20 protein-coding genes are annotated in these 24,442 nt (G+C 45.8%); 15 read left to right on the top strand and 5 right to left on the bottom strand.

What is annotated here, in order from left to right; genetic code table 11:
• Positions 1 to 238 precede the first annotated feature (238 nt).
• From pxpB to putP, 5 genes are all read left to right on the top strand, one after another.
• Complete coding sequence (gene pxpB / locus ABDZ72_RS05090) at positions 239 to 973, top strand: 5-oxoprolinase subunit PxpB (RefSeq protein ID WP_343751562.1); 735 nt, start codon at positions 239 to 241, stop codon at positions 971 to 973.
• Positions 966 to 1,733, top strand: a complete 768-nt coding sequence (locus ABDZ72_RS05085; RefSeq protein ID WP_343751561.1) for a LamB/YcsF family protein — start codon at positions 966 to 968, stop codon at positions 1,731 to 1,733. Before pxpB ends, ABDZ72_RS05085 begins: the two co-directional genes overlap by 8 nt.
• A gap of 40 nt (positions 1,734 to 1,773) precedes the next feature.
• Entirely contained in the window at positions 1,774 to 2,682 is a 909-nt protein-coding gene (locus tag ABDZ72_RS05080) for a 5-oxoprolinase subunit C family protein (protein WP_343751560.1), read from the top strand.
• 110 nt (positions 2,683 to 2,792) lie between these two features.
• Complete coding sequence (locus tag ABDZ72_RS05075; RefSeq protein ID WP_343751559.1) at positions 2,793 to 3,140, top strand: hypothetical protein; 348 nt, start codon at positions 2,793 to 2,795, stop codon at positions 3,138 to 3,140.
• A 141-nt stretch (positions 3,141 to 3,281) separates the two neighbouring features.
• Positions 3,282 to 4,808, top strand: a complete 1,527-nt coding sequence (putP, locus tag ABDZ72_RS05070; RefSeq protein ID WP_343751558.1) for a sodium/proline symporter PutP — start codon at positions 3,282 to 3,284, stop codon at positions 4,806 to 4,808.
• Between the two features lie 34 nt (positions 4,809 to 4,842).
• Here putP and ABDZ72_RS05065 read toward each other — a convergent pair whose 3' ends face one another.
• Positions 4,843 to 5,946: an oxidoreductase gene (locus ABDZ72_RS05065; protein ID WP_343751557.1), complete on the bottom strand. Its 1,104-nt coding sequence runs from the start codon at positions 5,944 to 5,946 to the stop codon at positions 4,843 to 4,845.
• 270 nt (positions 5,947 to 6,216) lie between these two features.
• Here ABDZ72_RS05065 and ABDZ72_RS05060 point away from each other — a divergent pair, with 270 nt between their 5' ends.
• Positions 6,217 to 7,080 carry a polysaccharide deacetylase family protein gene (locus ABDZ72_RS05060; RefSeq protein ID WP_343751556.1) on the top strand — a complete coding sequence of 288 codons (864 nt, stop codon included), beginning with the start codon at positions 6,217 to 6,219 and terminating at the stop codon, positions 7,078 to 7,080.
• Between the two features lie 50 nt (positions 7,081 to 7,130).
• On the opposite strand, the gene ABDZ72_RS05055 is transcribed toward ABDZ72_RS05060, so the two are convergent.
• Positions 7,131 to 7,565, bottom strand: coding sequence for a cell wall hydrolase (locus tag ABDZ72_RS05055; protein ID WP_343751555.1), 435 nt, complete (start codon positions 7,563 to 7,565; stop codon positions 7,131 to 7,133).
• 225 nt (positions 7,566 to 7,790) lie between these two features.
• Between ABDZ72_RS05055 and ABDZ72_RS05050 the strand changes: the two genes are divergently transcribed.
• Both ABDZ72_RS05050 and ABDZ72_RS05045 read left to right on the top strand, forming a co-directional pair.
• The gene (locus ABDZ72_RS05050) at positions 7,791 to 10,082 is read left to right on the top strand and encodes an S-layer homology domain-containing protein (RefSeq protein ID WP_343751554.1); all 2,292 of its coding nucleotides are present in this window, start codon (positions 7,791 to 7,793) and stop codon (positions 10,080 to 10,082) included.
• 126 nt (positions 10,083 to 10,208) lie between these two features.
• Positions 10,209 to 11,837: an S-layer homology domain-containing protein gene (locus tag ABDZ72_RS05045; protein WP_343751552.1), complete on the top strand. Its 1,629-nt coding sequence runs from the start codon at positions 10,209 to 10,211 to the stop codon at positions 11,835 to 11,837.
• 150 nt (positions 11,838 to 11,987) lie between these two features.
• Here ABDZ72_RS05045 and ABDZ72_RS05040 read toward each other — a convergent pair whose 3' ends face one another.
• Positions 11,988 to 12,245, bottom strand: a complete 258-nt coding sequence (locus ABDZ72_RS05040) for a hypothetical protein (RefSeq protein ID WP_343751550.1) — start codon at positions 12,243 to 12,245, stop codon at positions 11,988 to 11,990.
• A 295-nt stretch (positions 12,246 to 12,540) separates the two neighbouring features.
• On the opposite strand from ABDZ72_RS05040, the gene ABDZ72_RS05035 reads away from it, so the two are divergent.
• The 7 genes from ABDZ72_RS05035 to ABDZ72_RS05005 all read left to right on the top strand — a co-directional run bounded on the left by ABDZ72_RS05035 (position 12,541) and on the right by ABDZ72_RS05005 (position 22,996).
• Positions 12,541 to 14,484 carry a M28 family peptidase gene (locus tag ABDZ72_RS05035; protein WP_343751548.1) on the top strand — a complete coding sequence of 648 codons (1,944 nt, stop codon included), beginning with the start codon at positions 12,541 to 12,543 and terminating at the stop codon, positions 14,482 to 14,484.
• A 336-nt stretch (positions 14,485 to 14,820) separates the two neighbouring features.
• Positions 14,821 to 16,149, top strand: coding sequence for a TolC family protein (locus tag ABDZ72_RS05030; RefSeq protein ID WP_343751546.1), 1,329 nt, complete (start codon positions 14,821 to 14,823; stop codon positions 16,147 to 16,149).
• 164 nt (positions 16,150 to 16,313) lie between these two features.
• Positions 16,314 to 17,711 carry an efflux RND transporter periplasmic adaptor subunit gene (locus tag ABDZ72_RS05025; RefSeq protein WP_343751543.1) on the top strand — a complete coding sequence of 466 codons (1,398 nt, stop codon included), beginning with the start codon at positions 16,314 to 16,316 and terminating at the stop codon, positions 17,709 to 17,711.
• 12 nt (positions 17,712 to 17,723) lie between these two features.
• Positions 17,724 to 20,816, top strand: a complete 3,093-nt coding sequence (locus ABDZ72_RS05020) for an efflux RND transporter permease subunit (RefSeq protein ID WP_343751563.1) — start codon at positions 17,724 to 17,726, stop codon at positions 20,814 to 20,816.
• 13 nt (positions 20,817 to 20,829) lie between these two features.
• Positions 20,830 to 21,402, top strand: coding sequence for a TetR/AcrR family transcriptional regulator (locus ABDZ72_RS05015; protein WP_343751541.1), 573 nt, complete (start codon positions 20,830 to 20,832; stop codon positions 21,400 to 21,402).
• A 205-nt stretch (positions 21,403 to 21,607) separates the two neighbouring features.
• On the top strand, positions 21,608 to 22,018 hold the full coding sequence (locus ABDZ72_RS05010; RefSeq protein WP_343751540.1) for a hypothetical protein: 411 nt from the start codon (positions 21,608 to 21,610) through the stop codon (positions 22,016 to 22,018).
• 435 nt (positions 22,019 to 22,453) lie between these two features.
• Positions 22,454 to 22,996 carry a transposase gene (locus ABDZ72_RS05005; RefSeq protein WP_343751539.1) on the top strand — a complete coding sequence of 181 codons (543 nt, stop codon included), beginning with the start codon at positions 22,454 to 22,456 and terminating at the stop codon, positions 22,994 to 22,996.
• A 52-nt stretch (positions 22,997 to 23,048) separates the two neighbouring features.
• On the opposite strand, the gene ABDZ72_RS05000 is transcribed toward ABDZ72_RS05005, so the two are convergent.
• Together ABDZ72_RS05000 and ABDZ72_RS04995 are read right to left on the bottom strand one after the other, a co-directional pair.
• Complete coding sequence (locus ABDZ72_RS05000; RefSeq protein WP_343751538.1) at positions 23,049 to 23,438, bottom strand: GtrA family protein; 390 nt, start codon at positions 23,436 to 23,438, stop codon at positions 23,049 to 23,051.
• Positions 23,435 to 24,421 (bottom strand): glycosyltransferase family 2 protein, encoded by a 987-nt coding sequence (locus tag ABDZ72_RS04995; protein WP_343751536.1) that lies wholly within the window; start codon positions 24,419 to 24,421, stop codon positions 23,435 to 23,437. The genes ABDZ72_RS05000 and ABDZ72_RS04995 overlap by 4 nt, the downstream gene beginning before the upstream one ends.
• Positions 24,422 to 24,442: the final 21 nt, after the last annotated feature.

The raw sequence follows: 24,442 nt of genomic DNA, 5'->3' as shown, positions 1-24,442 counted from the left end.
TACACAATCAGCCGTTAGGCTGAGAGGTTCACTCCTACTTGACCCAAAACAATTCAGAATAGTGCGCGTGCCAGGCACCGGGACAATTCTGACATTTCGGGGCCAGTCCCCCCGTCGCTTTAATAGCGGATGGCATTTTATCGTTTTCGTATGACAGCGTATATGCTATCTTAGTGCCAGGCACCAAAACAATTCAGAATAGTGTGGGTGCCAGGCACTCTATAGAAGAAGGTGATCCATGATGACGACCATCACATGTCAGGTGGCAGGTGATGCGGCTATTCGTATTCAGTTTAATGAAGAGGTATCGCCTGAACTGAACCGTAAAATCAGAGCTTTTTGCAAGCGGTTAAGTGACCATGCTGTTAGAGGTGTGACCGAATGGGTGCCTGCCTATCACACCGTGCATGTCTATTACGAACCCGATGTCGTTTCCTATGAAAACCTCCACGATAGATTGCTGGATATAGCGTATAGCGATTCGGAGTGTCCGAAAGAAACCGTGACACGTGTAAAAATACCTGTTTTGTACGGTGGGAAAGCAGGCCCCGATATAGCACAAGTGGCTGACAGTAGCGGAGTGAGTGAACAAAGGGTGATGGAAAAACACGCAGGTGTGGATTATCTTATTTATATGATTGGCTTTTTGCCTGGTTTCCCGTATTTAGGGGGGTTGCCCGAGGACTTGGCCACACCACGATTGGATAATCCGAGAAGCCATGTTCCTGAAGGGGCTGTTGGAATCGCGGGCAGTCAAACCGGCATCTATCCATTGGCGTCGCCTGGGGGATGGAATATCATTGGGAGGACCCCTGTCAAATTATTTGACCCGAGTCGTGATGACCCATTTTTATACAGGGCAGGTGACCGAATAAGGTTCGTACCCATTTCAGAACGGGAATACGAAAGAATCGAAACACACGTTCAAAACAACACGTTCCAAATCGAGAAGGAAGTGATTCAGGATGGCTAACGTTCAGATTGACTTAAACAGCGATATAGGGGAGAGTTTCGGTCCGTATACCATTGGTCTTGATGAAGACATATTAAAGGTAATAACGTCGGCCAATATAGCGTGCGGTTATCATGCCGGCGATCATAATACGATGTACGAAACCGTCAAGAAAGCGAAAGCAAATGGCGCTGGTATTGGCGCCCATCCTGGATTACCTGATTTGCAGGGGTTTGGTCGCCGCCATATCATGGTTGACCCGGAGGATGTGTACCGTTTTGTCACATACCAAATTGGCGCATTAAAAGGCTTTTGTCACGTGCATCAGGTGGCGATGAATCATGTGAAAGCTCATGGCGCGCTGTATCATATGGCAGCTACGGATGCGGACATTGCTGATGCGATTGCTACAGCGGTGAAGGATGTTGATCGTGATCTGATTTTGTTTGGGCTATCCGGGAGTGAGTTGACACGCGCTGGAAAAAATCATGGGCTGACGACTGCATCGGAAGTGTTTGCCGATCGTACGTATCAGCCAGATGGGACGCTGAGCCCACGTTCAGAAGGACAGGCTTTGATAACAGATCCGGACCAAGCGGTACAACAGGTGCTGCAAATGATTTATGATAACCGTGTCATGGCTGTGGATGGTACACCTGTTGCTATCGAAGCGGATACGGTTTGCGTTCATGGTGATCATCCGCATGCTTTGACATTTGTGGAACAGTTGCGTGGGCGTTTGCATGAAGAAGGGATTGATATTCGTCGTGTCGGAGCGTAGTCCATTGTCTCAACCACTTTTTCAATTTAGGAAAACAGGCTTGCAAACGACGATTCAGGATTTGGGACGACAAGGTCTCCAGCAATATGGTGTTGTCGTCTCCGGGGCGATGGATCCATTTGCGTTGCAAGTAGCGAATCTGCTTGTTGGCAACCAACAGGATGAAGCTGCGCTGGAGATCGCATTGATGGGACCGGAACTGGATGTATTATCACCAGCCGTTATAGCCATTGGTGGTGCCGATTTGAGTCCTGCAGTCAACGGCAAAAGAGCACCGATGTGGAAATCGTTTCGAGTTCAAAAGGGTGATCGCATCACTTTTGGACGCCCGTTATCGGGGGTGCGCGCCTACCTGGCTGTTGCAGGCGGGTATGACGTTCCGGTCATGATGGGCAGCAAATCAACATATGAACGGGCACATTTTGGAACAGTTATAAAAAAGGATATGGTTATCAATGGATTTCATGTCCATTCTCGTCCTGGTGTGGGACTGAGTCAGGCGGCTATTCCCGATTATCATAACCAAACGTCTATCCGAGTGGTGCCAGGCCCTGAATTGGATCGATTTACAGACGAGGGCATCCGATCGTTTTATAACGACACACATACGATTAGCCCTGAATCGGATCGAATGGGGTATCGATTAGAGCGGACCGAGATACCTCATAAACATAATGCCGATATATGGTCGGACGCCGTACCACTTGGAACGATCCAGGTTCCTGCAAATGGACAGCCAATCATCCTAATGGCCGATCGGCAAACAACTGGAGGGTATAATCGAATTGCCACAGTCATCTCCGTCGATATCCCTAAAGTCGCACAGCTGCCACCTGGAAGCAAGATTCGCTTTTACCCGGTTAACGTTCATGAGGCGCAACGACGAGCCATGGAAGAGAGGGATTTTCTCCGGGTGCTGGCATATCGGAGTCATCCCCCGCCACTTTAGTGCCAGGCACCGAAACTATTCAGAATTGTGCGGGTGCCTGGCACTAATGTATAATACTAACGGATAATGTCAAGATAAGTATAAAATAGGTATAAAAAGGAGAATGCATCTTGACTAAATCCAAGTTAGTCTTTTTAGCGATATTAACCACTTTTTCACTGATCGCATGCTCACAGAATAATGAGGTCACGGAAAAATTAGATAAGATCGAAGAAGATATTCAAGGCGAACTAGACCGGGACTTATCAACGGACTTATTAGAAGAGGAACACGTTAAGAGTGGTTATGTTGAGGATAGTGACAGTATCGTAAAGATGGAAATCGAAGTGAAGCCGGACACAAAGTCAGAAACAAAAGATCAATTGAAAGAGAAATATCATGAGAAGCTAAAAGAAAAATACCCAGGTAAAAATTTGCGTATTTCGTTACATACAAGTGCCAGGCACCAAAACAATTAGTGCCAGGCACCGAAACAGGGGGGGTGATGCGTTTTGGATTATGCTATTTCAACGGCGACATGGATGTGGCTGCTTATACCGATGCCCTTACTGATTGTGTTATCCATCATTACATTATTGACAGAAGGAAGGCGAAAGTAGATGGAATCGGGGACGTTTATAACATTTATAGTTTATCTTATAGGAATGCTTGTGATCGGCATTATCATGTATCGAATGACTGATAATTTATCAGATTATGTTCTTGGCGGACGTAAATTGGGTCCCGGTGTGGCTGCGCTCAGCGCCGGTGCGTCGGATATGAGCGGCTGGCTCCTGCTGGGGCTTCCCGGTGCTATTTATGCATCGGGACTGGCCGAAGCGTGGATGGCTATTGGACTATCTACGGGGGCGTATTTGAATTGGCAATTTGTCGCTAAACGACTGCGCGTTTATACGGAGTTGGCCAACAATTCCATTACGATTCCGGACTTTTTAGAAAATCGCTTCAAGGACCATTCTCATCTTCTTCGTGTTATTTCAGCACTGGTTATTCTATTATTTTTTACGTTTTACACGTCGTCGGGAATGGTGGCGGGCGCAAAGTTGTTTGAAGCATCATTTGGTTTGCCCTATCAATCGTCGCTGTGGATTGTAAGCCTAGTCATAGTATCGTACACATTGCTCGGGGGTTTTTTAGCCGTCGCTTGGACGGATTTTCTGCAAGGAATACTCATGTTTATGACACTGATCGCTGTACCAATCGTTGCCATCAATCAAATGGGCGGATGGGATGCAACGGTTCAGGCGGTTGGTGACATCCATCCGGGACATTTGAACATGATTGAGGATGTTGGAATTATCGCTATTATTTCATCCATTGCGTGGGGACTTGGCTATTTTGGCCAGCCGCATATTATTGTACGTTTTATGGCATTACGCTCACCGAAAGATGTTCCCAAAGCTCGTTTTATCGGAACCACTTGGATGATTATTGGGCTTTATGGAACAATTTTTACCGGTCTTGCCGGGTTGGCGTTCATCAATACCCAGGATGTGTCGGTTTTAAGTGAGTATGGGATATCAACGATGACCGAAAATGGCGTGCAAATGCTGGCGGACTCAGAAAAAATCTTTATCGCGTTTTCACAGCTGTTGTTTCATCCAGCCATTTCCGGTATTTTGCTGGCGGCTATCTTGGCGGCCATTATGAGTACGATTGACTCGCAATTGCTTGTATCATCATCCGCTGTGGCCGAGGACTTTTACAAGGCTATTTTCCGGAAGCGGGCAACCGATAACGAATTGGTGTGGATCGGCCGGCTGGCGACGCTCGTTATTGCGTTGATTGCCGCCTTGATTGCTATCAATCCGGAAAGTTCCGTACTTAACTTGGTAAGCTATGCTTGGGCAGGGTTCGGAGCCGCATTTGGACCAACGATTCTGCTGTCGCTTTTCTGGCGAGGCACGACGCGCACCGGAGCCCTTTCCGGCGTGGTTGTTGGCGCCATCACCGTTATTGTGTGGGGCGATTTTCTCTCCGGCGGGATTTTTGAGCTTTATGAAGTTGTACCAGGGTTTCTTCTCAACTTAATGGTTGCTGTGGTCGTCAGTTTGGCCGGTAAACCATCCAGCGATGTTGCCTCCGACTATGACAAAGCGGTAAGTGAGTGCCAGGCACCGAATTGAGCCAGTGCCAGGCACCGACACAATTCTGAATTGTTTAAGTGCCAGGCACCTCAAAGTCTTTAATTTTCGCATTTGGGTTTAGTACTTTTTCTCCTTCAAACGCTGCTAGTGGCTCGTTATGTTTGACTTTGTTGACCCAATCATGGTTAGCCAAGGCACCTTTACCTAAGGCGATGACGTCGGCTTCTTTGTTTGCTATCATATCTTCCGCATGGGAAGGATCTTCTAAATGACCATTGGCTATGACAGGTAGTCCCGCGTATTTTTTTGCAAGAGCTGCAAGGGGGGCTTCGTTTGTATCGAATGCAGGCTCCCACGCCTTATATTCCGTAACGTGGATATAGTCATAATCGGCTTGCCCCAATTGACGAAAGATGACGTCAGCATCGTGTTCTTTTCCAGTCCATTTGTGTGCGAAGTTATTTATTTTAGCTTGGGAAATTCGAATACCAATGATAAACTCCTTCCCGACTGCTTCACGCACCGCTTGAGACACTTCAACTAATAACCGAGTGCGGTTTTCTAAAGAACCACCGTATTCATCGGTACGTTTATTGGTATAATCAGTAAGAAACGCATCAAGTAAATAGCCATTAGCTCCATGAAATTCAACCCCGTCGAATCCGACCGATTGGGCACGTTCAGCGGCGTGAACAAATCCATCGATAACCTCTTGAACCTCTGCCTTTGTTGCTTCGTTTGGGGTTTTGAATGAACCTTCCCCTGAATACATTTTTAATTGTTCCCCTTGTGGTTGGATAGACGAAGGAGCAAGTGTTTCCCGGGTGAAACGATTTCCTTGAGAAAGGGCACCGGAATGTTGCAGCTGCATGACGATTTTCGCCCCTTCCTGATGGACGGAATCAACAACGTTTTTCCATGCTTGAGCTTGTTCATCGTATGCAATCCCCGGTTGATTGACATAGGCCTGGCTATATTTGTCATCAATATACGTTCCTTCTGTAATAATTAAACCAAATCCACCCCGGGCAAAAGATGCATAATAGGATGCCATTTGATCGGTGGCCAATCCTTCAGGTGTGGCACTCGTGCGTGTCATTGGCGAAACCGCTACCCGATTATTTAAGGTTGTCGAACCTAATGTAGCGGTCTCAAATAATGATTTTGTGTCTATCATGGTCACAACTCCTTCATTGAAAACAATTCTTAGTCTATTCCAATTAAACATAAGAAATACGGATGCTCAAGTGCCAGGCACCGGGACATGGTGCCAGGCACTAGAACAATTCTGAATTGAGCGAGTGCCAGGCACCAACGCAATTATTCTGAATTGAGCGAGTGCCAGGCACCAGAACAATTCTGAATAGTTTAAGTGCCAGGCACCTGGCGCCGACACTTGATTTCGTTTATAATGGGAAGGGTAAATGCATATATGGAGGGGAAGCATATGAGGGCGTATACGATATGGCTGTTTGCTATACTACTTGTTTTATCCGCATGTTCGGCGACATCGAATTCTGAGGAGTCTCCACCGGATGATTCAGAAAAGGCGGAGACAAATTCGGATCAAACAGCCGAAGATGAGGAGGATCAAGACGAGGGGAAGGCGAAAGAGGAGGATGAACCGAAAGAAAACGATGACGAGCAAGAGGAGACCAAGTCCGAACAGAAGGATCCAGAATACAAAATGACGGATAACTATTACATTGAGCCCATTGATGATGCAGATCCGAATGTGGTGCTCTTGACCATTGATGACGCACCGGAAGATCATGCGGTGGAAATGGCAAAAAAACTGAAAGAGATGGATGCGGGCGCTATTTTTTACATAAACAAAATGTTTGTCGATCAAGATGGCGGCAAAGAAAAGGTGAAAAAACTTCATGACATGGGCTTTCCGCTGGGCAACCATACGGATACCCATCCCAATCTGTCCGATCTGTCAGAAAAGGAGCAGCGGGAAGAGTTGGCACCGGTTTATGACCAAATTGAAGACATAACGGGCGATCCGGTGAAATTTTTTCGTGCGCCGCATGGGGTGAACACCGATGTGTCGACCCAAATGGCAGAAAAACGGGATGCGCTGGTGATGAACTGGTCATACGGCTATGATTTTAAACCCGGTTATCAGGATGCGGATAAACTCACAGACATCATGCTGCAACCGGATCCGCCAGGCTTGCTGCGTGACGGCGCCATCCTTTTAATGCATGACCGCGACTGGACGAACAAAGCATTGGAAGACATCGTGAAAGGCCTGCGCGATCAAGGCTATAAAATCCTTGACCCATCCTTGTTGAAAACACCATAATTTAGTGCCAGGCACCGACACAATTCAGAATTGTTTCGGTGCCTGGCACGTTAATAAACACTTTCGCACGTTCCGGCTGCTGGTTCATAAAAGCAGTGATTTTTATATTGACCGGCAAACGGCTCCCCATACCATGTGGCAGGACATGATTCAAATGGGTTGAAGTACCAGAGTGAGTATTTTGCTGGATGACGCCTCCAGTATTTCAAGTTTTTTCTTGCCAATCGTTTTGTGGACTCTCGTGCTGGCTGGTAAAACATACTCCCTTTTTGAACAGCTTCAAAGACATAATTTCCTCCTTGCACTTGATAAATGGCTTCTCGAGCTGTTCTTATATCGGTAAAATCCAAACAATCCGCTTTTGCACGGTTAACAATGACATTTCCGACAAACATCATTCCCAGTCTTCCTTCACCGACCGCTTCGGCTCGCATCATCCTCGCCATTAAGTCAACGTCTTTACTTGTGTATCTAATGAATGACATTTTCTCACCCCAAACATAGTGTATGAAAAAAATCCCGCTTAGTTCCAGTGCCAGGCACATACAAAATTCAGAATTATTCCGGTGCCTGGCACGCAAACAATTCTGAATTGTTCAAGTGCCAGGCACCAAAAATAGTCATAATTTTACATTGTTAGGCGTTGCGTATGGGTGAGAATATACCTAGAATGGTAGTTGTGAGAAATTTTATTATAGGGGGAGAGAGATTTGACGTTTAAGAGATTAGGTGTCACGCCCTTGGCTGCGTCATTGCTAATAGCGGGGATACCGCTTGGCGCCAGTGCAGCGGCGGGATCTGAACAGTTTCCGCCAGGGGCATACCAAATGGATCGTTCGCACGTGGTTGACGTACCGGATGCCGAAACGGACGTTGATGTTGGAAAGGTGATTGATCGGTTGCAAGCGGTAGTTCCCGACCAACTTGATGGATTGAGCGACGATGATGTCCGCGTCAGAACCAGCTATCGCTACCCGGAAGGACAGGATGATAAAATCGTTCAATACCGGGTGTCCTTTAACAAAGAAGTCGATGGAGAGCGCATGCATGGCAACGCTACATTTTCCGGGGATGATTTAGAGCTGAAACGTTTCAGCTACCGATCACCTCATGAAAACGATGCTCTCTTTCCGGCAGAGATTTCCAAAGATGAAGCCCAATCAAAGGCGAATACCGTTGTCGATCAGTTAACGGCTGATGCGACGTATCGTCAGACAGACTCGTTCCCTCGCCCGTTGCCAACGAACCAGTCGTTAAGAGAACCGATTGAATACCGTTTCCAGTATGAAAGGCTGGAACAAGACGTCCCGGTTGTGGGGGATACCGTGATGGTTACCATTCTCGGAAACGGTGACATTTCGCGCGTGTACCGCGGAGTGAATCAATCACGAGACGTCTCTTATGACGATTTGAAACAAACGGTCGATCAGAAAAAAGCTTTGAAACAACTGAAAGACAACCTCCAGCTTGGCCTTCATTATGTTGTTGACTCACGAGGTGGCGATACGAATGCCCGGCTCGTGTATAATTTTGATCCGGCCATCACAGGGGTTCATGCAACAGACGGAAAATTCATCGTCAATGGCGACTTCGTTGAGGAAATTCCGGAAGCCGATGACCTCAAACCGATTCAGGACGAACCGGCAGATGTTGAGTCTGAGCCGATTTCCAGCGATGAAGCGAAGAAACGAGCGGAAACGATTTTGAAAAATGATGATGAGGATACCAAATTGCGAATTGAATCTGTACGGAAAAGGGAAAATCGCAGCGGCCAAATGATTTATCGCATTCAATACGAGTATCAAACCGGTTCTGCTTCTTACGGATCGAGTATTTCCATTGCTAAAGCCAACGGGGAAGTCGTGCAATTCCGTGACATTAACCGATTGCGCATGAGTGATGGTGAAGACGTTGAAAAGAATGTGTCGAAAGAGGAAGCGCTGGATAAAGCGGTGGAAGCGATTAAGGATTATGCCCCATCAAAACTTAATCAGTACAGCAAACCGGTCGTTAAAGCGGGCGACATTTCACCGAATGGGTCGTATCACTTTCAATTCCCGCGTATTCATGACGGCATCCGGGTAACCGGTGACAGCATTCGCGTCGGGATTTCAGCAGAAGACGGAAAGGTGGTCATGTTCCATGCGGATACCCAAGCGGTGAAAGACTGGCCGTCCAAAGCGGATGTGGTGGATAAGAAACAGGCCAGGGACGACTTTCTTGAAGACCTGGGGGTTTCGCTTGTGTATATGAATTCGCAAGCATTGCAAGCCAATCCGGTAAGGCCGGTTCCTTATAATGGTGGTTCAGGTGATGGCGACTACAAGCTTATTTACCGGCCGGACTTTGGACATGATGCGCAAACATATGACGCTGTTAATGGGGAATGGATGAATGATCCAAGGATGCCAAATCAGCAGGAAGACGCAAACATTGACATTTCGCATCCACGGGCCGAGGATGAACTGAACTTTATGATCGAAGCGGGAATCATTCAAGTGGATGATCCGGAATCTTTAAAACCGGATGCCCCGTTGTCTAAAGGAAGAGCGTTAAACGTGCTCATGCGATCAGTGACACAAATGCCTGATAGGCCGCTGCCTGGACCGGTTGTACCTCCGGAAGGACAGCAGGAGCAGACATTTGACAATATCGCACCTGAAGACGACTTGTATCACGTTGTGGAACGGGCAGCAGACCAGGGGATTATTAACACTGATCAGGATACATTCCCGGTTGATGAAACGTTGACACGGCAGGAGCTTGCAGCCTGGTATATCCGTATGCTCAACCTGGACTCAGCAGCCAAACAAGGCGATGTGTATAAGCTTGATTTTGCGGACGCCGATGCTATTGATGATGACTATCAAGGCTATGTCGCTCTCTCACAAGCACTTGGACTTGTTCAAGGAGACGACAACAACAATTTCCAACCAAAAAATAACACAACACTGGCAGAACTAGCCGTATCGAACGTCCAACTAGCCAAACTCATGCCATAGAGAATTCGAGTGCCAGGCACCCGAACAATTCTGAATTGTTTAAGTGCCAGGCACCGAAACATTTGATTTTATTCCTATGCAAATAGTACCATGACATTGGTACTATATTGATAGGGAGGAATACGATTGAGACATAGTTTTATTGTCGTACTGGTTGCTATGACGTTTGCTTTTCTGGCATCTCCAGTCGACGCCGCATCTAATTTTGAAGATGTGTCTCAGGATAATTCGCATTACATGGGGATCACAACATTAACGGAGGAAGGTGTCATTAGCGGCTATCCGTCAAATGAGTTTCATCCCTTTGAAAACATTAACAGACAACAAACGGCAGCATTGTTTTCCGAGTCGAAAGACCTAACGTTATCGAAAGATCTTTCAAATCTATTAAACCATTTCAAGGACATATCACCATCGCATTATTATGCCAAATCAATTGCGGCTACATATGATGCGGATATCTTTCAAGGAAGCAATGGCTATTTTCATGATGATAAACCATTGACACGGGAGCAAATGGCAACAGTATTGGTTCAAGCCTATAACATTAAGGACAACGGGGACGCCATTGATGCAAATGTCTCCAATGTCAGCCCGTCCCACAAAAAGAATGTTCGGCTGTTATTGCAACACGGCATTTCCAACCAGACGGATAACTTTCGCCCGTCTGAAGATGTGACACGCGGTCAGTTTGCGACGTTCTTGTATAGGACCTCGCAAGTCACATCCGATAAATATAATGAAATGTCAGCTCATTTTATTGATGTGGGGCAAGGTGATGGTATTCTGGTCGAGACGCCAAATGAGAAACATATTTTAATTGATGGCGGTCCTAACTCGTCAGGTGACGATGTGGTTGATTACTTGAATCAATCCGGAATTGAGTCCATCGATCTTCTCGTGGCAACACATCCCGATGCTGATCATATTGGCGGTCTTATCGACGTTCTTAAACACGTTGACGTTAACCGTGTGCTGGATAGCGGAAAATCGCATACGACACAAACGTATTCGGATTATATCGACGTAATTAATAATAAGAACATTCCGATGGATACCGCACAGACTGGCGAGACAATCAATCTGGATAAAAATTTAGATATTAAAGTATTAAACAGCAAACGTTCAAGCAACGATAATAATGAATCGTCCATCGTGTTAAAAATGACACAAGGTGAAGTTGATTATTTATTTACGGGAGATGCAACGACCACTAATGAACAGAAAATGATGTCGAATTACGATGTGTCATCTGACATACTGAAGGTAGGCCATCATGGATCACAAACGTCAACATCTCAATCGTTTATCAATGACGTTCAGCCAGAAGTGGGGATATTGTCGTATGGAGAAAATAATTATGGTCACCCTGATGACAACGTCGTAAGTCGCTTGAACAACGCTGGCACCAATTTATATTCGACTATGGAATCGGGTGATATAACAGTGGATTCCAATCGGTTTGCGTATAAAGTGAACGCAGACGAACAAACCGTCACACCGAATCCTAAGCCGGATCCCGAACCGAATCCAGAACCAAATCCGGAGCCGAATCCAGACCCTTATCCGATTGACGTTAATCATGCCGACAAAGAAAAACTTCAATTAATCACCGGCGTTGGCCCGGAGATTGCCGGAAACATCATTGATTACCGGCAGGAACATGGCTCATTCGATGCAATACAAGAATTAGACAATGTCCATTACATTGGCCCAGCAACGATTGACGAAATGAAACCCGATATTCGTATTTAAGTGCCAGGCACCAACACAATTCAGAATTCAGTCAGTGCCAGGCACCGAAACAATTCAGAATTGAACGAGTGCCAGGCACCCACACAATGAGGAGGTAGTTATTTTGTAACTACCTCCTTTTAATGTATTGTGATTATTTGGGGCTCTTGATTACCCAAATAATGCTTGAAGAAAAGAAATCTTATATATAAATGTAAACAACCCTATCCCGATACCGAATAGTGCCATTCCCCTGTTGTATTGTTTTAATAAGCCTAAAGTACCTATTGCTATCGCTGAGACCCATACTGGCAGTAAAAACCATCCAATAAATGGAATTAGGCTAAAAACGAAACCAAGAATGGCAAGCGAAATTGAGACAATTGCAGCGGCATTTGACCTTGGTTCTGCGGTGATAAACTCACTCATTATCAAAACCCCTTTCATCTTTAAGCATATCTTTTGCACAATGTGCTTTAGTTATTCAAAAAAGTGCCAGGCATCCAACACAGTGCCAGGCACCCACACAATTCAGAATTCAGTCAGTGCCAGGCACCCACACAATTCAGAATTCAGTCAGTGCCAGGCACCCACACAATTCAGAATTGAACGAGTGCCAGGCACCGAAACAATTCTGAACTTTTGGAGGTGACAGGCGTTGTCCTTTGTGTTAATATTACAATGGCTTGTTGTATAGATTTTACATAGGGGAGGGGTAAGATTCATGGCAGATAACCATTTATGGAAAAAAGTCACAGGGTCTGTTTTTGCTGCAGCTGCTGCTGTAAGTATGGCTGCTGCGCCTGTTTTGGCAGCATCATCGTCCTATCCGGATGTAAACGAGGGGCAGAGTCATTATGAAGCGATCATGACATTGACCGAACAGGGCATTGTTCAAGGGTACGACAATGGACAATTTGGTCAGTGGGATGATGTAACGCGATCTCAAGTAGCTGTTATGATGTATCAAGCATTTGATTTAAAAGCACCGGAAGAACAAACGATGAATCGCCTGTTAAACCGGTACGACGACGTGAATAGCAATCATTCCTACGCCAAACAGATTGCCGCTGTTACCAAAGCGGGGATTTTTCAGGGAAGTGGCGGTTCATTTCATCCTAATCAACCGATCACACGGCAACAGCTGGCATCGGTCCTTTTGACAGCAAGAGATTTAGATGAATATGAGGCAAACGAGAGTAGAAACATAGAATTGGATAATGTGGCCCCGTCCCATAAGCAACGTGTTCAAATTTTAGCGGACTTGGGTGTCACGAATCAGACCGATGATTTCAGGCCTGCCGAATCGATTAGCCGCGGCGCATTTGCCACGATGTATGTCACACTCGATCAAAAAGTGCAAGAGCTGGGCAGCACATTTGAACTGTTCGACCAAAAAGTTATACAAAATGTTGATGCGGCGAATATGTATAATGACATCGACTATTTGAGCGATGTTCCGCGTGAAGCTGGTACGGACGGGGAAAAACGAGCCGTCGATTATATTAAAAATAGATTCGATGAGCTTGGTTACGATACCGAGATTCAATCATTTCCTATTCGGGAAGTCCACTCTGAAGCCAATGTTGCGATCAATGGCAACGCACTGGAGGACAAGGCAGTCGATGTCATCAGTGGTGGTCCAAACGGAAAACAAACAGCGTCCCTTGTTGACGTAGGCAAAGCGAATCCCGATGACATGCCGGATGTGGACGGAAAAATCGCGCTCATTGAACGGGGCAATACGGAGATGCCGCCTTTAAAACAAGTGTTCACAGTCAAGGAAAAGGGCGCGATTGGCGCTATCGTCTACTCCAGTGACGACGACGCCAGTTATCGAATGGTACCGGGCGCACAAATCATTCCGGCAGTTGGCGTATCCAGTTCAACCGGACAAGACTTGGTGAAGCAGTTGGACGATGGCGATGTAACGGCGACGTTGGATATCAAAGTCAAACGTATCGAAAAGACGTCCCATAATGTGGTTGCTTCTTTAAAGCCAGAACCGAATAAAGCGACAGGACAGCTCGTTACCATTGGAGCGCATCATGATTCTGTTCCTGGTGGCCCGGGCGCCAATGATGATGCATCAGGGGTATCAGCGGTGCTCGAGCTTGCCCGCATTTATGCGAATAAGCCGATCGATACGGAAGTACGCTTTGTAACGTTTGGCGCGGAGGAACGAGGGCTCATTGGATCAAGACATTACGTTGAGTCCATGTTGCAGAATGAACGGAACCGGATCGTATCACATTTTCAAATGGATATGATTGGTGCCCGTGAAGCCGGAGCCGATAACCCGGCCGGTGGACTGATTATGTTCACGATTGACGGCAACAAAAATCTAGTAACGGATATGGGCGCAACGTGGGCCTCCAAAACGATGGATGTCACCTTGCCATACGGACAAATGGGGCGCAGCGATCATCAGCCATTCCATGATGCTGGTATACCGACGGCGTTATTTACCCATGCGCCTCTTGAGCCATCGTACCACCAGCCAACAGACACATTGGATAAAATTAGCAAGAAGAAACTCCAGCAAGTGACGGAAACTGTTGGAGCGGCCGCCTATCAAATTATCCGGCCGGAAACACCAAAGGTACCAAACTTTGATATTGCCGATGATTTTATCAATTATTCGTTTGAAAATCGTCCGGTAGATTAATAGACGAACCCTACGGAGAAGAAACGCTCCGTAGGGTTTTTTTCGTGCCAGGCACCAACACAATTCAGAATTCTTCAAGTGCCAGGCACCGACACAATTCCAATTCAGAATTGTTCTCGTTCGCTGATATGTGTGTTAGAATATATGCTATGGAATGGTACTAGTTTTGTAGAGGATAGGTGATTTCTGTCGCATGTTGCATATGTTACCATGCATCATAACTGTATGAAGAACCGCATAGACATACAAAAGTGTTTCATATCGTGGGCAGAACAGTGCCAGTTCTACAATGCTAGTGATCGTTCGGAAATATTCATACATGGGAGGATACATCACATGAAAAAAGGAGTCACAACCGGATTAGCCGCTTTGATTGCTTCGACAACGATGACACCTGTCGCTCTGGCTGATGGTAATGAGTCAACTGTTAATGACGATCAGCAAGCACCGGACAGTACGGGGGACGAATCGCAAGAAACAGGTGACGAATCGGTTGAGACGATTGATACCCTTACGCTCGATGCTGCGATTGACCATGCGTTAACAGACAATACATCGCTTATGCTCGTCCGGTATCGGTTGGATAATTTGAAAAGTCAATTAGCTGGCACTGAAAATGATTACAGCGATTTGGAAGATGATATAGAGGATCTGGAAGATAAGTTTGATGATCTGAAGGAAAAACCGGGCCACACCTTTCAACAGCGTTATCAGATTCAAAACCAAATAGAAAAAATGGAAGATAGTCTGGATCAACTTGAAGACGCATATGAAGAATTGACGTCCAACAAAATACAACTTGAATTTAATCAACAGGAAGCTGAAGAAAACATTAAATTCAAGACCGTCTCCACCTTTATGCAACTGGTGATGACCAAAAATCAGTTGGCGTTCACAAAAGAATCCCTAGAGACGCAAAGAGAGCAAGTGGAAGCAACCAAGAAACGTTATGATCTCGGGCTTGCATCGCGCGATAAGTTCCGCACCGCCCAACGGGAACTGACACGTCTCGATTCCCAGATCGACCAGACAGAAACAACACTGCAAAATAATATGCGTGATTTTGCTGCCGATATCGGTGTTGCTTATCACGATGATTTATCCTTGGAAGCCCCTGGTTTGGAATCAGTGGAGCCCATCGAACAGGAGAAGACAACCGAAGAATTAATCAACAACTCATATAGCATGAAGACAGCCAAAGAAAAATTGGAGCTTGCTGAGTACAAATTGGACCAGGCCAAAAAAGACGTTACCGATACCGATAAAGATGTTGAAGCCGAAGATGTCAATCAGGCTGAAATTGCTGTAGAACAGGAAAAGGAAAATATTAAGCAATTAAAAGAGGATTTAAACCAGGCCATTGATAGTCTATTTACAGACGCTAAAAATCAATACCAATCGTTTATGGAAAAACGACATGAACTGGACTACGCCAAAGAAGATCATCAAAATCTGAAACGCCGGTTGGATGTCGGTCTGATATCCCAGCAAAAGTATGATTCAGCCCGCACGAAAGTGGATCAGGCGCAACTGGATTTAAAATCAGCGAAACAGGAATATTTTCTCCTGAAACGTCAAGTTGAGTTATTGAGAAACGGCGTGATTCAAACAGGCGGCGGCAGTCAACAAAGTCAACAACAGAGCGCAGGCGGCGGCAAACAATAAGCAGACATGACAAGACAGAACAAATGCGTCATCGCATCGTCGCTCGTATCTCAGAGCTAGTGGGATGTAGCGTCTGTGAGCTATGTATATACAGCCAGAACTGACCAGTCAGTTCTGGCCATGCCTTTGTAAAAACACAACTGATAAGGGGGAGGTATGATTTTATGAATACCAAGACCGGTTTAGCAGGTCTTTTGTCTATTATTCTCTTCACCGGTATCGCCACGGGATGCAGTGAGTCAGAAGGCGCAACAGACGATCAGAAGGAAACAGAAACACCCGTGGAAGTTGCGGACGTATCGCTCGGTTCGTTAAATGATGAGAATAAAATAACAGGGACCATTATTCCTGAACAGGAAGTAAACGCGACCCCGAAAGCACCGGGTGAATTAACAAGCGTCTCGGTGGAAAAGGGTGACACCGTGAAAAATGGAGAAACCATCGCACAAATTGATGCGACGGATGAACGCAATGCGCTCGACCAGAAGCAATCCAAGTTGGAGCAGGCAAAAATCGCGTTGGACAATGCGATTGCGGGCAAGAAAAAAGCCCAAACAAACCGCAAACAGTCGAAAGCGTCGTTGCGTCAAGCGGAGGCTTCTCTGGAAGAAGCGAAAGAAAAACAGCAAAATAATGAAGACAGTATCGAACTGGATATAGAAAATGCAAAAACGGCTCTCGATCAGGCAAAGAAAAATAAAAAACGGATGAAATCGCTGTTTGATGATGGGTTAATTTCCAAAAAGGAATATGAGGATGCCGAAAAAGCATTAAAAGACGCCCAGAATGCGTATGAAAAAGTGAAAATGAATAAAGAACAGGCAACGAGTGATATTTCGCTGGCGTCATTAAAAGCGTCCGTTGATCAGGCGGAAGTTGGCGTTGACCTTGCCCAGTCATCCATTCGCGAGGCGGAAATCGGTATTGACAAAGCACGGTCATCCGTTCAGCAAGCCCAACTAGGGGTTGATACGGCTCGGGAGAATTTACAGGATAAAATCATTAAAGCCCCTATAAGCGGTGAGATCACCACGTTGAACAGTGAGCAGGGGGAAATGGCCTCAACTCAGGAACCTTTCGCGACCATTGTCTCAATGGACACGGTCAAGCTGGAGGTTCAAGTATCACCGGAACGGTTGAAAAGGTTGTCGAAGGGCGATAGCGTCGAAATCGCTGTTTCAGGCGTGGACGACAACGTGACCGGAACCATTTCCTATGTTGCCTCAACAAGCTCTGATGCGGGGTTGTTCACTGTTGAAGCCGACATCCAAAACAGCGACCGTACCATCCGTCCCGGCATGGTTGCCACATTAATCACCGATGAAGTGCTGGTAGACAAGAGCCTCTTAGTACCATCCAACGCCGTGGTTCAAGTGGAAGGACAATCTGTTGTGTTTATCGCAAAAGATGGTAAAGCCGTTCAAAAAGACGTCGACATTATCCGGCAAGGAACAAACGTCACGGCTGTCAAAGGTGATATCAAAAAAGGCGATCAAGTCGTCACAAGCGGACAAAGCCTCCTCGAAGATGGGAATAAAGTAAAAATTATGGAGGAGGACTAAGCGTTGAAACTTGTGAGAGGGTCAATAAAACGTCCGGTCGGCGTTGTCATGGTCATCATAGCGGCCCTGCTACTGGGAACGATTTCGTTGCGGGGATTGGCTGTTGAACTGTTTCCGAAAATGGATCTACCTGTTGCTGTCGTAGCGACCAGTTATGACGGTGCTGCACCGCAGGAAATGGAGGAATTGGTCAGTAAGCCCATTGAATCGTCCGTTGGTGGCATTGAAGGGATTGATACCGTTCAATCCGTTTCTAAACCGTCTTCCTCCCTGGTCATTATGCAATTTGATTTCGGCAGAGATATCGATAATGCATTAAACGATGTTCGGGAAAAAATCGACCAAGTGTCAGGGACGCTTCCGGATAACGCCAATTCGCCCACCGTCATGCGGCTGGATCCGAATAGTACGCCGATTACGTGGGCCAGTCTGACCGGTGATGATCTAAGCAAAATGCAGGATATTGCAGAAGATGAAATTCAGCCGGAACTTGAACGCGTCAGTGGCGTTGCATCGGCTGACATTCAAGGTGGTGTCGAACGGGAAATCCGTGTCGCCCTAGATCAAGGGAAGCTGTCTAATTATGGCATAACACCATCCCAGGTCAGTCAGGCGATCAGCTCAGGCAATCGATCCATATCAGCAGGTACCGTCCTGCAAGGTGATAAAGATGTTCAGTTACGGATTGACGGTGAATACACCTCGGTGGACGCTATCCGGAACACATTGGTTGACTTGAATGATGGTAATTCGGTTCGAGTGGCCGATGTGGCCAATGTAAAAGACACGTTCAAGGACCAAAGCAGCATAACACGCGTTAATGGCAAAGACGCACTCATCTTTTCGATTACGAAACAATCCGACGGCAATACAGTGGATGCGGCTCAAGGGGTCCAGGATAAAATTGCCGAGTTGAATCCGGATCTTGACGAACGTGGTATGGAACTGACGACCGTGATCGATACATCAACGTTTATTACGGATTCCATGAAATCCGTTGTTCAAAACATGATTGTCGGTGCGATCATGGCAGCCGTCGTTCTGCTTCTGTTTTTACGGAGCATTCGAGCAACCCTGGTTGTCGGAATTTCGATGCCGATTGCTGTTATTTCCACTTTCACTCTCATGTACTTTACCGGCAAAACGCTTAACATTTTATCCATGGGTGGTTTAGCGTTAGGTATTGGTATGATGGTGGACAGTTCCATCGTGATTTTGGAAAATATCTTTAAAAAGCGTCAGGAAGGGTTGTCGACCGAGGATTCTGCGATTGAAGGCGGATCCGAATTATCATCAGCGGTTATTGCGTCGACGATTACCTCAGTCGTCGTGTTTTTACCGGTTGTGTTTATCGATGGTATAGCGGCACAATTGTTTAAACCGCTGGCCTTAACGGTTGTATTCGCCCTGTCTGCTTCTCTTATAGCAGCATTGACGTTAATCCCGATGCTGTCGTCGAAATTACTGACAAACGCGAATGTGTCATTTGGCGGTGAGAATAGCAAGGGAATGGTCAATTGGCTTTTGAATAAGTTAATTGCTGTTTACGAAAAAGTATTGGCTCGAGCACTCAGAATACGGAAAACGGTCGTATTAATTGTTGGCTTGCTTCTTGTCGGGTCACTCGCTTTAATTCCGGCGATAGGTGTTGAATTGCAACCAAGTTCGGATAACGGCCAAGCTCAAATTGAGGTAACCTTGGATGACGGGTCACAACTTGAAGAAACAGAAGCCACAGTCAAGAATATTAAAGACCATCTGAAGGGTTATGACGATATTATTAAAACCAGTTTTGTCACGATAGGCGGTGGTGGAACGCCGGGTGTTGGAGGCGGCTCCAGCAGCAATACAGCCAGTTTTATGATCGAATTAATCAGTTCAGAAAAACGGGACACGACAACAGATGGATTTATTGCGGATGTCGACGAGAAGCTCAATGATGTTCCAGGTGCAGAAATTACCGTTTCGGCAGGCAGTACGGGCATGAGCACAGGCTCCCCGATACAGGTTAACGTTTCCGGTGATGACCTCGACGTGCTAAGAGACATATCGCAGCAAATTGTCTGGATGATTGAAGATACAGAAGGAACGATGAACGTTGACAGCTCAGCATCCGAGGGAAATCCGGAAATTCAAGTGGACGTGAACCGGGATGTCGCCAGCCGATATGGTCTGTCGTACCAGCAAGTCATGAGTGAAGTCAACTTGGCGTTCAGCGGCCAAACAGCAACCAAATACAAAGAAGGTGGCAATGAATATGATGTCACGGTTGCCCTCCCTGATGAACAGAGGGAGACCATTCGTGATCTGGAAACCATGGTGATTAAAAATGCTCAAGGTGTTGATGTGCCCCTGACGGCCGTTGCCGATCTGAAACAGACGCAAGGACCGAGTGAAATTAATCGTCAAGATCAACAACGGCAAATGAACATCACCAGCGATGTCACAGGTCGGGATTTGGGCAGTGTATCTCAGGAAATTCAATCGAAGCTGGACCAAATGAATTTACCTGACGGCTATGACACCGATATGGGCGGACAAACGGAACAGATTACCGAGTCATTTACACAACTCGGCTTGGCATTAATTTTGTCCATTGTGTTAGTCTACATGGTCATGGCCTTTCAATTTGAGTCATTTACCTATCCATTTATTATCATGTTCTCCTTGCCGACCATGGTCATTGGTATCATTTTAGGATTATTTGTTACGAATATACCATTGAGTATGCCGGCATTGATTGGTTTGATCATGCTCGCAGGTATTGTCGTCAATAACGGCATTATCCTTGTTGACTATATTAACATTCTGCGTCGCAAGGGAATCGATCGTATGGAAGCTATTATTGAGGCAGGAAAAAGCCGTATGCGTCCGATTCTCATGACGACCTTAACGACAGCACTTGCGATGGTGCCGCTTGCGTTAGCTATCGGAGAGGGCGCTGAAACGCAGCAACCGATGGCCATCGTCGTTATCTTTGGCTTGTTATCATCAACCGTCTTCACGCTCGTTCTTGTACCGGTTATGTATGTGATTATCGACAACACCGCCAATACGATGAAACGGTTAGTAACACGGAAGAAGAAGACCCAGGAATTGGAGTAGAGGATGGTGTCGTATGACAAAGCCTAATAAATGGCAATCCATTCTGTCATCGGCTAATGACGTCTTTCTGAACTGCGGATATGAAAAGACAAAAATGGATGACATTGCCGTTGGTGCCGGTGTCGGAAAAGGAACCATCTATCAATATGTTGACAGTAAAGAAGAGTTATTTGTCCAAATGATTAAGACGAACGTCTCCTACGTGTCCGATGTGTTGATGGAAGCCATTGAAGAGTCCCATTCGATTGAAGCATTTTTCGATCGTCTGCTGCACAAGACACTATTTATGCTGAATAAGCACGGCGAAAAAATATCGTTTGTGATATATGAGGATCTATCAAGGATTTCCAATCAATTACAGGAATGGATGGCCGAGAATCAAGAGAAGGATATGCAACGACTGTCCACGATGCTGCAGCATTTTATGGATCAAAATGACATCCGGGATGTACAGCCGGAAGTCGCAGCATGGCTCATCCAGGACGTTCTCCGACTCGGCATTTACTTTCAAGTTTTCCGAAAGCAGGATAACATCGAAGAACTCATGCGCGGAGAAATCGACATCCTTTTAAAAGGATTGAAGTAGCGGTGCAGCGGTGCCAGGCACGTTAACTCTTCTGACTATTCTGAAAAGTAGCGGTGCCAGGCACTTCAATAATTCTGACAATTCTACGGGGAGGGTCTCTCTCCGTAGTCATCTTTTTTACAGAATAGGACATACTACCCTGTACGATTCCGTTTGGTGTACGGTAAAATAACGCTGTACTTATTAAAGAAGGAGTGGCGATAGAATGACGTTACGTAAATGGATGATAACGATGGTACTGGCAGTAGCAGCCATTTCCATAGCTGGGTGCTCGTCCGGAGATGAATCCGATAAGAATGATGAGCCAAAACAGGAAGAAAAAGACCAAAGTAAAGATCAAGAAAATAATGAGCCTTCACAAGAATTATCCAGTGACGATGACCTGCAAAAAACACTTAAGCAGGAAGACGAAGTAAAAAAAGCAATGGTTCAATTGGTTGAAGGCGAAGACAAAGAATCGGTTAATATTGATATACAGCTTAAAGCTGAAAAAGAATGGAATGATGACCTGAAGACGAAATACCAAGACATCATCAGGAACAAATATCCGGATAAACCAGTCGATATCATCATTGCACAAGACGGAACCAAACTCGATCAATACCAATTGGATTAATGGTGCCAGGCACTTTAACAATTCTGACAATTCTGCGGCGGGGCAAAACCCCTCCGCAGATTTTTTTGTTTGTTTTGGTGCCAGGCACGCACACAATTCAGAATAGTTCCGGTGCCAGGCACGCAAACAATTCGGATAATTTTGATTTGTTTCGGTGCCAGGTACGCTAAAAATGGGTGTTTGTCTTGTGTGTTTTTGAATTTTGTGGTGTTTTGGGCGCTGTAAAATGGCATAATGCCTGTTTTACATGGGCTGGATTCAGGGCTAGGATAGGAAAATAGAATCGTAAGGAAAGGATGATTGAAATGCATGAACACGTGATGAAAAAATGGCCGAGGCGGAATGTAGGTGGTTTTATTTATAAAGGCGAGACGTGCAAATTGAGAGCAACCGAGTATGTGGTTCATGTGACTCGACCGATTGGGGCTGGTTTTCATGGGCAGACCTAGACGGGCCTGGCATTCAAATGGTTATTATCATATCACCATGCGCGGCAATAATCGGCAAAACATTTTCATAGATCATGTCGATATTAACGAGTATTATCGTATTTTAAATGGTGTGTATTATAAATATCCCTTTGAAGTCCATGCCTATTGCATTATGACCAACCACGTTCATTTTTTGCTCCGGTCCCCTCATGTGTCACTTGGCACACTCATGTCACTCATAAACAAACGCTACAGCGACTATTATCGCCATCGATACCATTTTACCGGTCAAATTTATCAAAATCGTTATTATTCCAAAGAAGTGCCTCTTCCGGGCGGGATGGTTGAGGTGTCTGACTATATACACCGTAACCCGATCGAGACGGAGGTGCCGATGGTGTCGCAATTGCACATGTATCCCTACTCATCGTTCCCGCTTTATTACCACCAGCGAACAAGTCCCTACCCCTTCATCCAACTCGACGTCCTACGATCCATAATGTCAGGCACCGAATCAGTGCCAGGCACCAAAACAATTCAGAATTGAGTCAGTGCCAGGCACCGAAACAATTCTGAATTAAACGAGTGCCAGGCACCTTTTACTTCACCAATATGAACCGTGAGATGATGAATGTGAATGGGATGGGGATGATGGCCGCGATGAGCGGGGACAGAAATTCACTGAACTGCAGCAGGTCGATTAATACATAAAGGGACAAAGTTGAGACACTATAATTGACGACATACGTTAGCGGAAATTGAAAAAACTTCGCCAATGTCGGTTTCGTTCGGTACGTGAAATAACAATTCCAATAGAAAGACCCGACCATACTGATAACAAAAGCAGCTGAGTGATTGATGATATATAAACCACCCAGCGACATAAACAGCACATACAGCGTGTAATAGGTTAACGTGTTGATACAGCCAACGATGACAAATCGAATAAAGGCTCTGGTTTGGATTAAATGGATGAGCCTGGATATCATTTTTTGTCACCAATCGGAAGTTTTACTGTATATTGACGGTCGGTTCTGTGTTCTTTCGAATGGATATTGGTATGATAGATGACATACTCGGGCCTGCGTTTCACTTCATAAAAGATACGTCCGACATACTCCCCTAAAATCCCAATCGAAATGAGCTGAACGCCTCCCAGGAATAAGACGGAGGAAATGAGTGTAAAGTAGCCGGGAACATCGATGCCGAACAGCAAAATTTGCACAAACGAAACACCGATATACACCATGTTTAACAACGTGATGATCAAGCCCATGTAAATTAATAAGCGCAACGGTTTGCTGTTAAAGGAAATGATTCCATCGATCGCGTAATTCAACAATTTGCTGAATCCCCATTTGCTGCTGCCGGCCACCCTTTCCTGGTTGTCATACTCAATCACATTTTTCTCATACCCAATCCAGGAAAACAAGCCTTTGGAAAAGCGGTTGTATTCCGGCATTTGTAAGAGCGTATCAACAGCTTGGCGGCTCAGCAGACGAAAGTCCCCAATGCCGTCGACCAACTCGACATCAATCAGTTTATTGATCATTTTATAGTAAACCATCGTCATCCACTTGCGGAACGGTTTTTCATTGGTCCGTGTTCGTTTGGCGACGACTTGGTGATACCCATCCTCATACGCCGCCAGCATATCCAGAATCAAGTGCGGCGGATGCTGTAAATCGGCATCCATAATAATGACCGCATCGCCGGAAGCATTTTTTAATCCGGCTAACATCGCCGCTTCTTTCCCGAAGTTTCTTGTGAACGTTACATATTTGACACGTGAATCAGCAGCGGCGATATCATAAATGATGGAAAAGGTGTTGTCCTGACTTCCATCATCGACGAAAATCATTTCATGGGAAACGTCCGTTGACCGCTGTAAAACATCACTGATCGCTTGATATGTTTGTTTTAACGAATCTCTTTCATTGAAACATGGTATGATGAGAGAGACGGTTTTCATCAGAATCCTTCCTTGCTTGTA

Source organism: Lentibacillus halophilus, assembly GCF_039522485.1.
Taxonomy (GTDB): Bacteria; Bacillota; Bacilli; order Bacillales; family Amphibacillaceae; genus Lentibacillus; species Lentibacillus halophilus.
Note: the sequence above shows the minus strand (reverse complement) of the source record. Positions and strands in the feature narration are given on the sequence as shown.

Bases quoted from the DNA above. Each gene is read 5' to 3' on its own strand.
- pxpB (WP_343751562.1), top strand. From the start codon at position 239: ATGATGACGACCATCACATGTCAGGTGGCAGGTGATGCGGCTATTCGT.
- ABDZ72_RS05085 (WP_343751561.1), top strand. From the start codon at position 966: ATGGCTAACGTTCAGATTGACTTAAACAGCGATATAGGGGAGAGTTTC.
- putP (WP_343751558.1), top strand. From the start codon at position 3,282: ATGGAATCGGGGACGTTTATAACATTTATAGTTTATCTTATAGGAATG.
- ABDZ72_RS05065 (WP_343751557.1), bottom strand. From the start codon at position 5,946: ATGATAGACACAAAATCATTATTTGAGACCGCTACATTAGGTTCGACA.
- ABDZ72_RS05060 (WP_343751556.1), top strand. From the start codon at position 6,217: ATGAGGGCGTATACGATATGGCTGTTTGCTATACTACTTGTTTTATCC.
- ABDZ72_RS05055 (WP_343751555.1), bottom strand. From the start codon at position 7,565: ATGTCATTCATTAGATACACAAGTAAAGACGTTGACTTAATGGCGAGG.
- ABDZ72_RS05040 (WP_343751550.1), bottom strand. From the start codon at position 12,245: ATGAGTGAGTTTATCACCGCAGAACCAAGGTCAAATGCCGCTGCAATT.
- ABDZ72_RS05035 (WP_343751548.1), top strand. From the start codon at position 12,541: ATGGCAGATAACCATTTATGGAAAAAAGTCACAGGGTCTGTTTTTGCT.
- ABDZ72_RS05030 (WP_343751546.1), top strand. From the start codon at position 14,821: ATGAAAAAAGGAGTCACAACCGGATTAGCCGCTTTGATTGCTTCGACA.
- ABDZ72_RS05025 (WP_343751543.1), top strand. From the start codon at position 16,314: ATGAATACCAAGACCGGTTTAGCAGGTCTTTTGTCTATTATTCTCTTC.
- ABDZ72_RS05015 (WP_343751541.1), top strand. From the start codon at position 20,830: ATGACAAAGCCTAATAAATGGCAATCCATTCTGTCATCGGCTAATGAC.
- ABDZ72_RS05010 (WP_343751540.1), top strand. From the start codon at position 21,608: ATGACGTTACGTAAATGGATGATAACGATGGTACTGGCAGTAGCAGCC.
- ABDZ72_RS05005 (WP_343751539.1), top strand. From the start codon at position 22,454: ATGGGCAGACCTAGACGGGCCTGGCATTCAAATGGTTATTATCATATC.
- ABDZ72_RS05000 (WP_343751538.1), bottom strand. From the start codon at position 23,438: ATGATATCCAGGCTCATCCATTTAATCCAAACCAGAGCCTTTATTCGA.
- ABDZ72_RS04995 (WP_343751536.1), bottom strand. From the start codon at position 24,421: ATGAAAACCGTCTCTCTCATCATACCATGTTTCAATGAAAGAGATTCG.